At 67.9% G+C, this 14,201-nt stretch carries 9 protein-coding genes; 3 read left to right on the top strand and 6 right to left on the bottom strand.

Going from position 1 to position 14,201, the window contains the following annotated elements; all coding sequences use genetic code 11:
- From DBR10_RS13405 to DBR10_RS13415, 3 genes are all read left to right on the top strand, one after another.
- Positions 1-2,218, top strand: a 2,218-nt coding sequence (locus DBR10_RS13405) for a glycoside hydrolase family 3 N-terminal domain-containing protein (protein ID WP_108556419.1), incomplete at its 5' end; no start/stop codon positions are given.
- A 106-nt stretch (positions 2,219-2,324) separates the two neighbouring features.
- The gene (locus DBR10_RS13410; protein WP_108503623.1) at positions 2,325-4,253 is read left to right on the top strand and encodes a sialate O-acetylesterase; all 1,929 of its coding nucleotides are present in this window, start codon (positions 2,325-2,327) and stop codon (positions 4,251-4,253) included.
- Positions 4,254-4,287: 34 nt separating this feature from the next.
- On the top strand, positions 4,288-7,098 hold the full coding sequence (locus DBR10_RS13415; RefSeq protein WP_108503630.1) for a glycosyl hydrolase 115 family protein: 2,811 nt from the start codon (positions 4,288-4,290) through the stop codon (positions 7,096-7,098).
- Positions 7,099-7,102: 4 nt separating this feature from the next.
- Here DBR10_RS13415 and DBR10_RS13420 read toward each other — a convergent pair whose 3' ends face one another.
- From DBR10_RS13420 to DBR10_RS13445, 6 genes are all read right to left on the bottom strand, one after another.
- Positions 7,103-7,852, bottom strand: a complete 750-nt coding sequence (locus DBR10_RS13420) for a FadR/GntR family transcriptional regulator (RefSeq protein WP_108503624.1) — start codon at positions 7,850-7,852, stop codon at positions 7,103-7,105.
- Between the two features lie 126 nt (positions 7,853-7,978).
- Positions 7,979-9,190 (bottom strand): D-mannonate dehydratase ManD, encoded by a 1,212-nt coding sequence (manD, locus tag DBR10_RS13425; protein WP_108503625.1) that lies wholly within the window; start codon positions 9,188-9,190, stop codon positions 7,979-7,981.
- 183 nt (positions 9,191-9,373) lie between these two features.
- Positions 9,374-11,500 (bottom strand): hybrid sensor histidine kinase/response regulator, encoded by a 2,127-nt coding sequence (locus tag DBR10_RS13430; RefSeq protein WP_108503626.1) that lies wholly within the window; start codon positions 11,498-11,500, stop codon positions 9,374-9,376.
- A gap of 106 nt (positions 11,501-11,606) precedes the next feature.
- A complete protein-coding gene (locus tag DBR10_RS13435; RefSeq protein ID WP_108490051.1) occupies positions 11,607-11,906 on the bottom strand; it encodes a winged helix-turn-helix domain-containing protein in 300 nt (99 codons plus the stop codon).
- Positions 11,907-11,910: 4 nt separating this feature from the next.
- Positions 11,911-12,534: a hypothetical protein gene (locus DBR10_RS13440; RefSeq protein WP_108490052.1), complete on the bottom strand. Its 624-nt coding sequence runs from the start codon at positions 12,532-12,534 to the stop codon at positions 11,911-11,913.
- Between the two features lie 145 nt (positions 12,535-12,679).
- The gene (locus DBR10_RS13445; protein ID WP_108503627.1) at positions 12,680-14,194 is read right to left on the bottom strand and encodes a tryptophan halogenase family protein; all 1,515 of its coding nucleotides are present in this window, start codon (positions 14,192-14,194) and stop codon (positions 12,680-12,682) included.
- Positions 14,195-14,201: the final 7 nt, after the last annotated feature.

The following is a 14,201-nucleotide window of genomic DNA, read 5'->3' on the forward strand; positions in this document are numbered from 1 at the left end:
CGTCGGGATCTGGCTGACCAAGTCGGCTATCCAGACGCCGGAGGGCGAGTTCTCGCCCGAAGCCGCCGGCAAGGCCTTCCCCAATGGTCTCGGCCAGATCTCGCGTCCGACCGACCGGCGCGGCCTCAAGCCGGTGGCCGAGGTCGGGGCCGCCGCCGGGGCCGAGGACGGCAGCAAGGGCCGCAAGGCCGCCGAGACGGCCCGCTACACCAATGCCGCCCAGAAGTGGGCCATGGAAAAGACCCGGCTGGGCATTCCCATGCTGATGCATGACGAGGCCCTGCACGGCTATGTGGCCCGCGATGCCACCAGCTTCCCGCAGGCCATCGCCCTGGCCTCGACCTTCGATACCGAGCTGGTCGAGAAGATATTTGCCCTGGCCGCGAAGGAAATGCGGGCGCGGGGCTCGAACATCGCCCTGGCCCCGGTGGTCGACGTGGCCCGCGATCCGCGCTGGGGCCGGATCGAGGAGACCTATGGCGAGGACCCGCACCTGTGCGCCGAGATCGGCCTGGCGGCCATTCGCGGCTTCCAGGGCAAGACCCTGCCTCTGGCCCCGGACAAGGTGTTTGTCACGCTCAAGCACATGACCGGCCACGGCCAGCCCGAGAACGGCACCAATGTCGGCCCGGCCCAGATCGCCGAGCGGACCCTGCGCGAGAACTTCTTCCCGCCGTTCGAGCGGGCGGTGACCGAGCTGCCGGTGCGGTCGGTGATGCCGTCCTACAACGAGATCGACGGGGTCCCCTCGCACGCCAGTCACTGGCTGCTGACCAAGGTTCTGCGCGAGGAATGGGGCTATCAGGGCTCGGTCCAGAGTGACTATTTCGCCATCAAGGAAATGACCTCGCGCCACCAGCTGACCGACAAGCTGGACGATGTGGCCGTGATGGCCCTGCATGCCGGTGTCGATGTCGAGCTGCCCGACGGCGAGGCCTATGCCCAGCTGCCCCGGCTGGTCCGCGAGGGCCGCGTGCCCGTCGCCGAGCTGGATGCAGCCGTGGCCCGTGTCCTGCAGATGAAGTTCGAGGGCGGCTTCTTCGAAAATCCCTATACGGATGAAAAGCTGGCCGAGGCCCGCAACAACACACCCGAAGCCATCGCCCTGGCCCGCGAGGCAGCCCGCAAGGCGGTGGTGCTGCTGAAGAATGACAAGGGCGTGCTGCCGCTGAACGGCAAGGCCTTCAAGCGTATGGCCCTGCTGGGCACCCATGCCCGCGACACCCCGATCGGCGGCTATTCCGACGAGCCGCGCCATGTCGTCTCGATCCTGGAAGGGCTGACCGCCGAGGCCAGGGCGCAGGGCTTTGCTCTGGACTATGCCGAGGCCGTGCGCCTGACCAAGAGCCGCTCATGGTCGGCCGACGCCGTCGAGGCCGTGGAGCCGGAGGTCAATGCCAGGCTGATTGCCGAGGCCGTCGAGGTCGCAAAAAAGGCCGACGTCGTGGTCATGGTGCTGGGCGACAACGAGCAGACCAGCCGCGAGGCGTGGGCCGATGCGCACCTCGGTGACCGCAACAGCCTGGATCTCGTCGGACAGCAGAACGATCTGGCCAGGGCCATCTTCGATCTGGGCAAGCCGACCATCGTCTTCCTGCTGAACGGCCGGCCCCTGTCGATCAACCTGCTGGCCGAGCGCGCCGACGCCATCGTCGAGGGCTGGTACCTGGGCGAGCAGACCGGCAACGCCGCCGCCGACATCCTGTTCGGCCGGGCCAATCCGGGCGGCAAGCTGCCGGTCAGCATCGCCCGCGGCGTCGGCCAGCTGCCGGTCTTCTACAATCGCAAGCCGACCGCGCGCCGGGGCTATCTGTTCGACGAGAAGACCAGCCCGCTCTATCCGTTCGGCTTCGGGCTTTCGTATACCCGCTTCGAGATCTCGGCCCCGCGCCTGGCAAAAGCCAGCATCGGCCAGGGCGAGAGCGTCCGGGTCGAGGTCGAGGTCGCCAATACCGGCAAGGTCGCCGGCGACGAGGTGGTACAGCTCTACATCCACGACCTGGCCGCTTCGGTGACCCGTCCGCTGCTGGAGCTGAAGCACTTCAGGCGCGTCACCCTCGCCGCCGGGGCCCGGACCACGGTCAGCTTCGAGGTGACGCCGGCGGACCTGAGCCTCTGGAACCTCGACATGAAGCGGGTGGTGGAACCCGGCGCCTTCAGCATCATGGTCGGGCCCAACTCGGTGGACCTGAAGACGGCCACGCTGACGGTGGCCTAGAGCGGTCAGTCCGTGACAGGGACGTAGCCGTTCTCGCCGGCGAAGGCCGGTGACAGCAGAGAACACAAGCGCCGTCCTGCGAGGGACGGACAGGGAGTAAGAAACCATGCGTCGCCTCATCACCGGCCTGCTTGCCGCCACCGTCCTCGCCAGTCCCGCCGTCGCCCAGGACCTGCTGAACGGCCTGTTCTCGGACCATGCGGTGGTGCAGCGTGACCGTCCGCTGCCGGTGTTCGGAACCGCCAGACCGGGTGAGGCCGTCACGGTGACCTTTGCTGGCAAGACGGCCACGGCCACGGCCGGGACCGACGGGGCCTGGCGGGTCGACCTGCCTGCGACCCCGGCCGGCGGGCCCTATGACCTCAAGGTCAGCACTCCCACCGCCAGCCAGACGGTGCAGGACGTTCTGAGCGGCGATGTCTGGCTGTGCTCGGGCCAGTCGAACATGGAGCTGACCGTCGACCGGGCCAATGACGCCTGGAACCAGGTCAACAGCGGTGCCCCCAACGACACCATTCGCATGGTCACCATCGAGAAGGCGGAAGGCCGCGCGCCCAGGTCCACTTTCGGCAAGCCGCCGGTGTGGAAGCCGACCGGTCGCGAGACCGTCGGCCAGTTTTCCGCCGTCTGTCACTATTTCGCCCGCGAGCTGCAGAAGACCCGCAAGGTCCCGCTCGGCCTGGTCCACGCCTCGTGGGGCGGGTCGGGCATCGAGGCCTGGATGAGCCCTGCGGCCCTCAAGGCGGTCGGCGGCTATGATGACGCGGTCGAGACCCTGGCCCTGTCGATCAAGGATCCGGCGGTGGCGAGCCGCCGCTGGGGCGAGACGATCAAGGGCTGGTGGTCGGCCAAGAACCCCACCCTGGCGGCCGTAGCCCCGTGGACCGGCACCGGCAACTGGACGGCCGCGCCCGAGGGGCTCGGCGTCTGGGAGCGCTGGGGCGTCCCGGCCCTGACCGACTTCAACGGCGTGGTCTGGTTCAAGGCTGAGGTGCAGCTGACGGCGGTCCAGGCCAGGCAGGCCGCGAGCCTGAACCTCGGCCAGATCGATGACATGGACACCACCTATCTGAACGGGATCGGTGTCGGGGCCACCTCGGGGGCGTGGCTGGACCGGGCCTATCCGCTGGCGGCCGGCAGCCTGAAGGCCGGGCGCAACACGATCGTGGTCTCGGCCTATGACGTCTATTCCAACGGCGGGATGTACGGCGAGGCCGGCAAGCGCGCCCTGGTGCTGGCCGACGGCACCCGGCTGCCGCTGACGGCCTGGACCTACCGCATCGAACCGCGCGACGGCGGCGATCCGCCCCGCGCGCCGTGGGATACCCTGGCGGGGGTCTCGACCCTCTATAACGGCATGCTCGCTCCGATGGGGCCCTTCGCCTATTCGGGCATGGCCTGGTACCAGGGCGAGACCAATGTCGGGCGCGACAAGGCCTATCTGCCGCTGCTGAAGGCCTTCATGGCCGAGCGCCGGTCGGGCCAGTCGCCCGACATGCCGGCCCTGGTGGTGCAACTGGCCAATTACGGGGCCTTTGCCACGACGCCGGGCGGATCGGCCACGGCCGCCCTGCGTGAAGCCCAGCGCCGCGCCGTCGCCGCCGATCCACATGCGGGCCTGGCGGTGACCACCGACATCGGCGATCCCACCGACATTCACCCGGGCAACAAGCAGGATGTCGGCAAGCGTCTGGCCCTGGCCGCGCGCCGCCTCGCCGGGGAAGCGGTCACCACCGGTCCGGCTCCGGTCTCGGCCAAGCGAACCGGCGACAGCATCACGGTCAGTTTCGACCAGGTCGGCGGCGATCTGGTGGCCCGGGGTTCGGACCGGGTGATCGGCTTTTCGCTGTGTGACACGGCCGGCTGGACCTGCCGCTGGGCCGATGGCCGCATCGAGGGCAAGTCGGTCGTGGTCAGCATCCCGGCAGGCGCTCCGACCGCCAGACTGCGCTTTGCCTGGGCCGACAGCCCGACCTTCAACCTGTTCGACAGCAGCGGCCTGCCGGCCCAGCCGTTCGAACTCGAGCTGAACTGATCCGGTGCGACGCGCCATGACCAAGGGGGCGTCCATGCTGCAGGTTGCCGTACTGGGCCTGTTGCTGGCGGGCGGGCTGACGATCCCCTACGTCGCCACTGCCCAGCCTGCTGCGGTTACGGTCAGCGCCGCGCCCGGGGCCTTCCCGCTGATCCGGGGCGGCCGGCCGGCCCGGATCGAGGCCGATGTCACCGACTATCCCGGCGTCCTGCGCGCCGTGCAGGACTTGCGTGGCGATCTGGCCAGCCTGTCGGGCGGCGCGGCGAGCCGCGAGGCCCCCGTCGTCATCATCGGCACGATCGGCAAGAGCGCCGCCATCGACGCCCTGATCGCTGCCGGCAAGCTGGATGTGTCCGGGGTGCGCGGCCAGTGGGACGGCTTCGTCCAGCAGGTGGTCGAGGATCCCCGGCCGGGCCTGAAACAGGCGCTGGTCATTGCCGGGGCCGACAAGCGCGGAACGATTTACGGGGCCTACGACCTGTCCGAACGGGCCGGAGTCTCGCCGTGGAGCTGGTGGGCTGACGCGCCGGTGATCCGCAGGGCCGAGGTCTTCATCGCGCCCGGCGCCAACGTCCAGAAGCCGCGCGTCAGGTATCGCGGCATTTTCCTCAATGACGAGAACCCGGCCCTGTATGGCTGGGCCAACAAGACCTTCGGCGGGTTCAATCACGCCTTCTACGAGCGGGTCTATGAACTGACCCTGCGCCTGAAGGGCAACTATCTGTGGCCCGCGATGTGGGGCAAGGCCCTGTATGACGACGACCCGCTGAGCGCCCCCTTGGCCGACGAGATGGGCGTGATCCTCGGCACCTCGCACCACGAGGCGATGATGCGGGCCCATGTGGAGTGGGAGCGTTACGGCCAGGGCCGCTGGGACTATGCCAAGAACCCGCAGGTGCTGCGCGAGTTCTGGCGGGCCGGGGTCGAGCGCATGGGCGCGAACGAGAGCCTCGTGACCGTGGGCATGCGCGGCGACGGCGACGAGCCGATGAGCGAGGGCACGGCCACAAAGCTGCTGGAGACCATCGTCGCCGATCAGCGCAAGATCATCGGCGAGGTCACGGGCCAGGACCCGGCCAAGACCCCGCAGGTCTGGGCCCTCTACAAGGAGGTACAGGACTATTACGACGCCGGCATGCGGGTGCCCGATGACGTCACCCTGCTGTTTGCCGATGACAACTGGGGCAACATCCGCAGGCTGCCGGAGCCCGGGAAGACCCGCCCGGGTGGCTATGGCGTCTACTACCACTTCGACTATGTGGGCGGCCCCCGGAACTACAAGTGGCTGAACACCAACCAGATCGAGCGGGTCTGGGAGCAGATGAAGCTGGCCGCCGACTACGGGGCTGACCGGCTCTGGATCGTCAATGTCGGCGACCTCAAGCCCATGGAGCTGCCAACCGAGTTCTTCCTCGACTATGCCTGGAACCCGGACGCGATCCCGCTGGACAGGCTGCCGGCCTATACGAGCGACTGGGCGGCGGCGCAGTTCGGACCGGCCAGGGCCGGCGAGATCGGCGCGCTGCTGGACGGCTATACGAAGCTGAACGCCCGCCGGAAGCCCGAGCTGATCGACGGCGCGACGTTCAGCCTGGTGCATGACCGGGAGGCCGAACGGATCGAAGCCGAGTGGGCCGATCTGGAGCGCCGCGCGGACGCCGTTCGGGCCGCTCTGCCTGGGGACGCCGACGCGGCCTTCTTCCAGCTGGTCTGGTTCCCGATCAAGGCCAGCGCCAACTATAACCGGCTGCAGATCGCGGTCGGCCGCAACCGGCTCTATGCGGCCCAGGGGCGGGTGGCGGCCAATGGCCAGGCCGCCCTGGTCAAGACCCTGTTCGACCGTGACGCCGAACTGACCCGGCAGCACGACGCGATCAAGGACGGCAAGTGGGTCCACATGATGGACCAGACCCATATCGGCTACACGATCTGGCAGCAGCCCGACGCCAACATCCTGCCGGCCACCCAGTTGGTCACGCCGGCGGCGGGTGCGGTACTGGGCGTGGCAGTCGAGGGCCGCGAGGCCACTGTCGAGGCGGCGACCGACCTGCCACTGATCCACCGATACGGCACCCAGAACCGCTGGATCGACGTCTTCGCCCGGGGCGACGCGCCGCTGGCCTTCGAGGCCTCAAGCGGCGCGGCCTGGCTGCAGGTCGCGCGCGGAACGGCCGGGTCGGGCGGCGACACCCGGCTGGAGGTCTCTGTCGACTGGAGCAAGGCTCCGAAGGGCATTCATCGCGTTCCCGTGACGATCAAGGGCGCAGGCCAGGTCGTCACGGTGACGGCGGTGGTCGAAAACCCGGCCCGTCCTCCCGCCAGCGGAGCCTTTGTCGAGGCCGGAGGGGTGGTCGTCATCGAGGCGGAGCATCATGCCCGGGCCACGTCAGCGGCGGGAGTCGGCTGGAAGACCATCCCCGGTCTGGGCCGCACCCTGTCGGGCGTGACCAGCTACCCCTCGACCGCGCCGTCTAGCCTCGCGGGGCAGGGACCGTCGCTGGACTACCGGATTGACTTCGAGCGGGCCGGGGCGAGCGACCTGACCGTGTTCGTTTCACCGGGCCTGGATTTCAGGGGCGGCAAGGGCCTGACTTTCGCGGTCTCGCTCAACGACGCGCCGCCGGTGGTGGTCAACACCATCCCCGACGCCTCCGAGGCGGCCTGGAACCGGGCCGTGGCCGACAATGTCCGGCAGCTGCGAGTACCGCTGATGATCCCGTCCGCCGGGGTTCACACCGTGAAGCTCTGGCGGGTTGATCCGGGCGTGGTGTTCCAGCGGCTGGTCCTGTCACGCCAGGCGCTGCCCGAGAGCTATCTGGGCCCCGCCGAGAGCGTCCGGCGGTAGGCGCCTAGATCGCCACCCGCTTGGCGATGGCGTTGCGGCGGGCGCTGGTTTCCTGCTGGGCCTTCTGGACGGCCTCGGTCTCGGTGGCGTGCAGCAGGTGGTCGATCACCCGCTCAAGGTGGTCGCGCATGGCCTGGCGGGCGGCGTGAGGGTCGCGGGCCTTGAGCGCCTCGAACACCCGGCGGTGCTCGTTGATGCGCGGTTCCAGCCCCATGCCGCGGGCGCGGGTCAGGATGTTGCGGGCCAGGGGCGAGCGGTTGCGCCAGTCCCACAGGTTTTCGATGGTGGCCATGATCGCGCCGTTGCCCGTGGCCCGGGCAATGATCATGTGGAACTCGCGGTCGGCATCCTCGCCGGCCACTTCCTCTTCCTCATGCATCCGGACCATCAGGACTTCCAGCTGCTGAAGCTGGTCGTCGGTGATCGAGGTGGCGGCCAGGGCGGCGGCTTCACCCTCGAACAGGCGGCGGGCCTCGATGAGTTCGAAGGCCCCGACGTCGACATCGATCTCGGCCGAGGGCACGACGGGCCGGACATTGCCGGTGACATAGATGCCCAGGCCGTGACGCGCCTCGATCATGCCCAGCATTTCCAGGGCGATCATCGCTTCGCGCAAGGTGGGGCGGGAGACGCCGAACTGCTCGGCCAGCTCGCGTTCGGTCGGCAGGCGGTCACCGAGACGATACTGGCCCGCCTCAATGGCTTCGGCCACGGTGTCGGCGATGCGGCGATAGAGTTTGACGTTGTCGGCCATGGGGCGGCTTGGGGGTCTCGCAGGGGCGCAGGCGCCGTTTAGGTCACTATCACCACAAGTCTCGCCGAGATTCTCCCGCTTTGCCTCAACTTTTGCCTGAGAAGCGATTTTCGGGGCAATCGGGCTTCACCAGTCGTGCATGGCGCCGTCCTCACGGCGCGCGACCGGCAGATAGGCCCGCTTGTAGGGATGACCGGCGGCCAGGGATTCATCGATGTCCACGCCCAGGCCCGGTGCCTCGCCCGGATGCAGCATGCCGTCGGCGAAGCTGTAGGCGTGTGGGAACACCGCATCGGTCTCGGGCGTGTGGCGCATGTATTCCTGGACGCCGAAATTGGGGATCGACAGGTCAAAGTGCAGGGCGGCGGCCATGCTGACCGGCGACAGGTCGGTCGCGCCGTGGCAGCCGGTCCGGACCTGGTGCAGGTCGGCAAAACTGGCGATCTTGCGCAGGTGGGTGATCCCGCCGGCATGGACGACCGTGGCGCGGATATAGTCGATCAGCTGCTCCTGGATCAGGGTCTTGCAGTCAAAGATCGAGTTGAACACCTCGCCCACGGCCAGGGGCGTGGTGGTGTGCTGGCGGACCAGACGGAAATTGTCCTGGTTCTCGGCCGGGGTGCAGTCTTCCATCCAGAACAGCCGGTAGGGCTCGAGATCCTTGCCCAGCCGGGCGGCCTCGATCGGCGTCAGACGGTGATGCACGTCGTGCAGCAGATGCACGTCCCAGCCCAGCCGCTCGCGCGCGACGCGGAACAGCTCCGGGGCGACCCGCAGGTATTTCTCGGTCGACCACAGGGTCTCCTTTGGCAGGTCGCTGTCGGCGGGTTCGTAGAAGAACTTGTCCTTGGACACGCCATAGGTGCCCTTCACGCCCGGCACGCCGGTCTGCAGGCGGATGGCCTTGTAGCCCTGGGCGACATAGTCGGCCGCATTGGCCAGGGTCTCGTCGATGGTCTCGCCGTTGGCATGGCCATAGACCATGACACCCGAACGGCAGGCCCCGCCCAGCAGCTGATAGACGGGCAGGCCGGCCAGCTTGCCCTTGATGTCCCACAGCGCCATGTCGACGGCGGCGATCGCCGACATCGTCACCGGCCCGCGACGCCAGTAGGCCCCGCGATAGAGGTACTGCCAGATGTCCTCGATGGCATGGGCATCGCGTCCGATCAGGCAGGGAATGACGTGCTCGGTCAGATAGGCCTCAACCGCCAGTTCGCGCCCGTTGAGCGTGGCGTCGCCGATCCCGTAGGTGCCGTCTTCGGTGATGATCTTCAGGGTCACGAAGTTGCGGCCCGGGCAGCTCACGATCGTGCGGGCGGCGATGATCTTGGACATGGCGGGCTTTCGCTAGGCTGACCGGCGGGCGGCCGTACCCCTGGGGCGATCAATGTCGCGCCGGAGCCGGCTGTTCGTCAGGCTGGTTTAGCGCCCGGCGAAGGGTTGTCAACCGATTGGTCTGACCAATACTGCGGGCGCAGCCGAAGCCCGCTCGCCGGGTCAGTTCCGGGGCAGCGTGGCTCAGGCCATGGCGGAGAGGCGGGCGGGGGCGAGCGCGGTCTCGATGCCGCCGTAGAGGCTCTCCGGCGTCACCGGCTTGGTGATGAACCCGTCGGCCCCGACCGCCAGGGCCTGTCGGCGGTGGTCTGTCGAGGCGTTGGCGGTCATCATCACGATCGGTGTCGGCTGCCGGCCCTCGCGCGCCTCCCAGGCCCGGATCTCCAGCGTGGCTGACAGGCCGTCCATGACCGGCATCTGCATGTCCATCAGCACGAGGTCGAAATCGCCCTGCCGGAACAGGTCCAGGCCCTGAACGCCGTTCTCGGCCTCGTCGAGCGAAACCTGCAGGGGCTCGAGCAGAAGCTCGACCACCCGGCGGTTCACCGGATGGTCCTCGACCAGAAGGATCCGCAGGCCGCGCTCGGCCAGCTCACCATGGGCGTCATACAGGGCGACCGGCGAGGCGGACGCAGGGGTCTCGGCCAGACGCAGGGGGATCGTGAAGAAGAAGCGGCTGCCGCCCTCCGGCCGCGGCTCGGCGTCGATATGGCCGCCCATCAGGGTGATGAGGTTGCGGCAGATGGCCAGGCCCAGGCCGGTGCCGCCAAAGCGGCGGGTCACGGTGTCGTCGCCCTGGACGAAGCGTTCGAACAGTCGGGGCAGGACCTCGGGTTCCAGGCCGATCCCGGTATCCTCGACCGATACGGTCAACAGGTGGTCCGCATTGCCGGCCGGGGGTGCCTGGACCTCGACCAGGACCCGCACCGTGCCGCGATCGGTGAACTTGATGGCGTTGGAGATCAGGTTGGCGACCACCTGGCGAAGGCGCAGGGCGTCCCCCAGGAAATGGCCTTCGGTACCCGGCGCGAAGTCGACCTCGAAGGCGACCCCCTTGCCGTCGGCCTTCAGGCGCATCAGGTCGGTGCAGATCTGGATCTCGCCGTGCAGGTCGAAGGGCGCGATCTCCAGCTCCATGCGCGAGGCTTCGATCTTGGCGATGTCGAGCAGGTCGTTGAGGATCCGCTCCAGGGTCTCGCCGGAGTGGACGATGATGTCGACCATTTCGCGCTGGCGCTCGGCCATCGGCTGGCGGGACAGGGCCCTTGCCAGACTGATCACCCCGTTCAGGGGCGTGCGGATCTCGTGGCTGACATTGGCCAGGAAGGTCGACTTGGCCGCGCTGGCCCGCTCGGCCTCGGCGGCCGCCTCGGTGAGTTGCGCTTCCTGCAGCTTCAGCTGGGTGATGTCGGCGAAGGTGGTCAGGGTCTTGGCCGGAACCGGATCGTCGCCCTCAAAGATCGGCAGGGCATTGACCGTCAGCCAGCGGCGGTTGCCCTCGGGCAGGTTGACCCCGAGAATGAAGTCCAGCACCGGCTTGCCGCTCTGCAGGCACTGCATGGACGGCTGCAGCTCGGCGGGCAGGGGCGCGCCGTCGGCATCGACGATGCTCCAGCGCGGGTCCATCGAGCCGCGTCCCAGAAGCTGGTCGTGGGTCAGGCCCAGCAGGCGGGCGGCGTGGGTATTGCTCTCGACGATGACGCTGGAGCGGTCCTGCAGGACCACACCCTCGCGCATGGCGGCGATAATCGTCCGGTACTGCTGGTCGCCACGTCGCAGGGCCTCGAGGTTCTGGGCATGCGCGTCGGCGACCTGGGTGCCGACCCGGGCCTCGATCATCATCATCGCCACACGAGACAGGCGCTCCAGGCACCGCAGTTCGCGCGGCGTCCAGACCTTCGGACGGGTATCAATGGCGCAAAGGGTGCCGATCCGCAGCCCGTCGTGCGTGGTCAGGGGCGCGCCGGCATAGGCCCGGATTCCCGGATCGTCGGTGACCAGCGGGTTGGCCAGGAAGCGGGTGTCGCGGGTGGCATCCTCGACCACGAAGACGTCCGGTGACCGGATGGCGTGGTCGCAGAAGGCGATGTCGCGGGCGGTTTCCTGCACCTCAACGCCGATACGGGCCTTGAACCACTGGCGGTCTGAGTCGACGAGGGAGATCAGCGAGATCGGCGTGTTGCAGGTCTCGGAAACCTCGGCGACGAGGTCGTTGAAGCCCGTTTCCTCCAGCGTATCGACGATGTCCAGCGCCCACAGCGCCGCGAGGCGCCGCTGCTCCAGGTCGGCCGAGGTCTCAAGTATCTTCATGCCGGACCGAACGGAGTGCCTTGCTGATTCTGCGCGCAACTATGCGCCCGGAGGGCTGGGGCCTCAAACCGAATAGGGCTGGGGCCAAACGCCACAGGCCTGGAGTTCAGGCCTTGCCGACCAGCCCCGACAGGACGTCCAGATAGCCGGCGAAGGCCCGGCGGCCGGACGGGGTGATGTGGACCCGGGTCAGGGGTTTGCGGCCCTGGAAGCTCTTGAGGATTTCGACATAGCCGGCGTCCTCAAGCTTGCGCAGATGGATCGACAGATTGCCCTGGGTCGCCTCCAGCACGGCCTTCAGTTCATTGAAGTCTGCGGCCTCGGCATCGGCCAGATAGGCCATGATGCCCAGGCGCAGGCGGCCGTGGATGGCATCGTCCAGCTTGGTGACGTCGAAGGTCGCCATCGGTTCAGGCGATCTCGCGGGCGGCCTGGCGCGTCATGATCCAGCCGGGCAGGGCCATGAACAGCAGCAGGGCGATGCCGATGGTCAGGCAGTAAAGGTCCATGGAGCGGGTCATGAAGCCCAGGGCCACGGCAGAAGCCAGCCATCCGGCCGAGACGGCGGCCAGCCAGACACGTTTGCGGATCATGTAGGCCACATACCAGACCCCGCCCTGAACGGCACAGACGATGATCGGATAGAGCAGCCAGATCAGCAGACTCTGTTCGCGCCAGGCGTTGAAGGCGAAGACGATGATCACGGTCATGGTGACCAGGCCGGTGCTGCTCCAGGCGGCATTCATGGCCCGGGTGGCCACCCCCGTCTGGGGCGACTTGCGGCCCTGCATGACCACCAGCACGAGGGCGATCAGGAACAGGACGGACGGCAGGACGCTGGGGATCAGCCATCCCCACGAGGGCAGCTGGATCTGGAACGCCATCTGGGCCCAGAAGAACAGGCTCTGGAGTCCAAAGAGGGTGCCGCCGGCCAGGAACAGCCAGCCGCCCGCGGACTGGGTCTTGGGCGCGTCATTCACCAGGGCCCGAAGGAACGCCAGATCGTCCTGCGCCGAGTTCAGTTCGCCATTCATCGCATCTCTCCCGGGCCAGCCGCCCTGATCGACGTTCTAGCAGACAAGTTTGAAATGTAAACTAGTCTAGTTTGAGGGGGCTGCCCGGTGTGCGGTGCGGGTGAGGCGCGCCCCTTCAGTGGCGTCGCGCCCCGCCGGAGCGGCGTCAGGCCATGGCGTCGCAGTGGTCGCGGATGAAGGCGCGGTGGTCGGGCATGACCTCGGCGGAGCGGGCGATCACCGTCCGGATGTCGGCCATGCGGGCCCGCAGTTCCTCGACGGGCATCACGTCGACCATGGGGTCGTAGCCCCTGGGTCGCAGGCCCTGACCGACCATGACCGAGAACCAGGAGGTGTCGTTGAACAGCTCCTCGTTCTCGCGGAAGATCCGTCCGTAGCTTTCGAACAGGGCGATCTTGTCGGCCAGATAGTCCGGGATCGCCATCTCGCGCAGATAGTCCCAGTAGGGCGTGTCGTTCCGCGACGTGGCCTTGAAGTGCAGGATCAGGAAGTCGCGGATCTTCTCGTACTCGAAAGCCATCACCCGGTTGTAGCGATCGATGTCGGGCTGACGGAAGTCGCGGTCGGGCAGCATGGCCAGCAGGCGCGAAATGCCGACCTGGATCAGGTGGATCGACTGGCTCTCCAGCGGCTCCATGAAGCCGGCCGCCAGGCCGATGGCGACGACGTTGCGGTTCCAGCTCTTCTTTCGGCGTCCGGCCTTGAAGCGGATGTGGTTCGGCTCGGCCAGGGGCTCGCCGTCGAGGTGCGACAGCAGGTAGGCCGCGGCCTCGTCCTGACTGATATGGGCGCTGGAATAGGCATAGCCGTTGCCGATGCGGTGCTGCAGCGGGATCCGCCACTGCCAGCCGGCCGGCCGGGCGGTGGCCCGGGTGACCGGTGAGAACGACCCGCCGCTGGCGCAGGGCACCGCGACCGCACGGTCATTCAGCAGCCAGTTGGACCAGTCCTCGAAACCGCTGTGGAGGGTCTCCTCGATCAAAAGGCCGCGGAAGCCCGAGCAGTCGATGAAGAGGTCGCCCTCCACAGCCTCGCCGCTCTCCAGGATGACCGAGGTCACATGACCGTTCAGGCCGTCCTGCTGCACCGAGGTGATCCGGCCTTCCCGGCGCCGCACCCCCCGCGCCTCGGCATAGTCGCGCAGGAAGCGGGCATAGAGGCCCGCGTCGAAATGGAAGGCATAGGCGATCGCGCCGAGCGGGGAATTGGCCTGGCCGTTGGGCCGCATGAACCGGTCCTGCCGCGCGCCGACGGCCTGGAGCGAATAGGCCCCCAGGTCGTCGTCTTCACCCATCGCATGCAGCTTCAGCCAGTAGGCGTGGAAGGACACCGCCTCCATGTCCAGGCCGTAGGGGCCGAAGGGGTGGTGGTAGCTGTGGCCGATCCGCTCCCAGTCGCGAAACTCGATGGCCAGCTTGAAGGTGGCCTTGGTGCGGCGGACGAACTCGTTCTCGTCCAGTCCCAGCATGCGATTGAAGATGTTGATCTGCGGGATGGTCGACTCGCCGACCCCGACCGTGCCGATGGCGTCGCTCTCGACCAGGGTCACCCGGGTCTGGCCGTCTTTGGTCAGGAACCGGCCGAGGGCGGCGGCGGTCATCCATCCGGCAGTGCCGCCGCCGACGATGACGATGGACCTGAGGCGATTGTCGATGTTCATCAGGGCA

It is taken from the genome of Caulobacter sp. HMWF025 (assembly GCF_003060965.1).
Taxonomy (GTDB): Bacteria; Pseudomonadota; Alphaproteobacteria; order Caulobacterales; family Caulobacteraceae; genus Caulobacter.

Bases quoted from the DNA above. Each gene is read 5' to 3' on its own strand.
- DBR10_RS13410 (WP_108503623.1), top strand. From the start codon at position 2,325: ATGCGTCGCCTCATCACCGGCCTGCTTGCCGCCACCGTCCTCGCCAGT.
- DBR10_RS13415 (WP_108503630.1), top strand. From the start codon at position 4,288: ATGCTGCAGGTTGCCGTACTGGGCCTGTTGCTGGCGGGCGGGCTGACG.
- DBR10_RS13420 (WP_108503624.1), bottom strand. From the start codon at position 7,852: ATGGCCGACAACGTCAAACTCTATCGCCGCATCGCCGACACCGTGGCC.
- manD (WP_108503625.1), bottom strand. From the start codon at position 9,190: ATGTCCAAGATCATCGCCGCCCGCACGATCGTGAGCTGCCCGGGCCGC.
- DBR10_RS13430 (WP_108503626.1), bottom strand. From the start codon at position 11,500: ATGAAGATACTTGAGACCTCGGCCGACCTGGAGCAGCGGCGCCTCGCG.
- DBR10_RS13435 (WP_108490051.1), bottom strand. From the start codon at position 11,906: ATGGCGACCTTCGACGTCACCAAGCTGGACGATGCCATCCACGGCCGC.
- DBR10_RS13440 (WP_108490052.1), bottom strand. From the start codon at position 12,534: ATGAATGGCGAACTGAACTCGGCGCAGGACGATCTGGCGTTCCTTCGG.
- DBR10_RS13445 (WP_108503627.1), bottom strand. From the start codon at position 14,194: ATGAACATCGACAATCGCCTCAGGTCCATCGTCATCGTCGGCGGCGGC.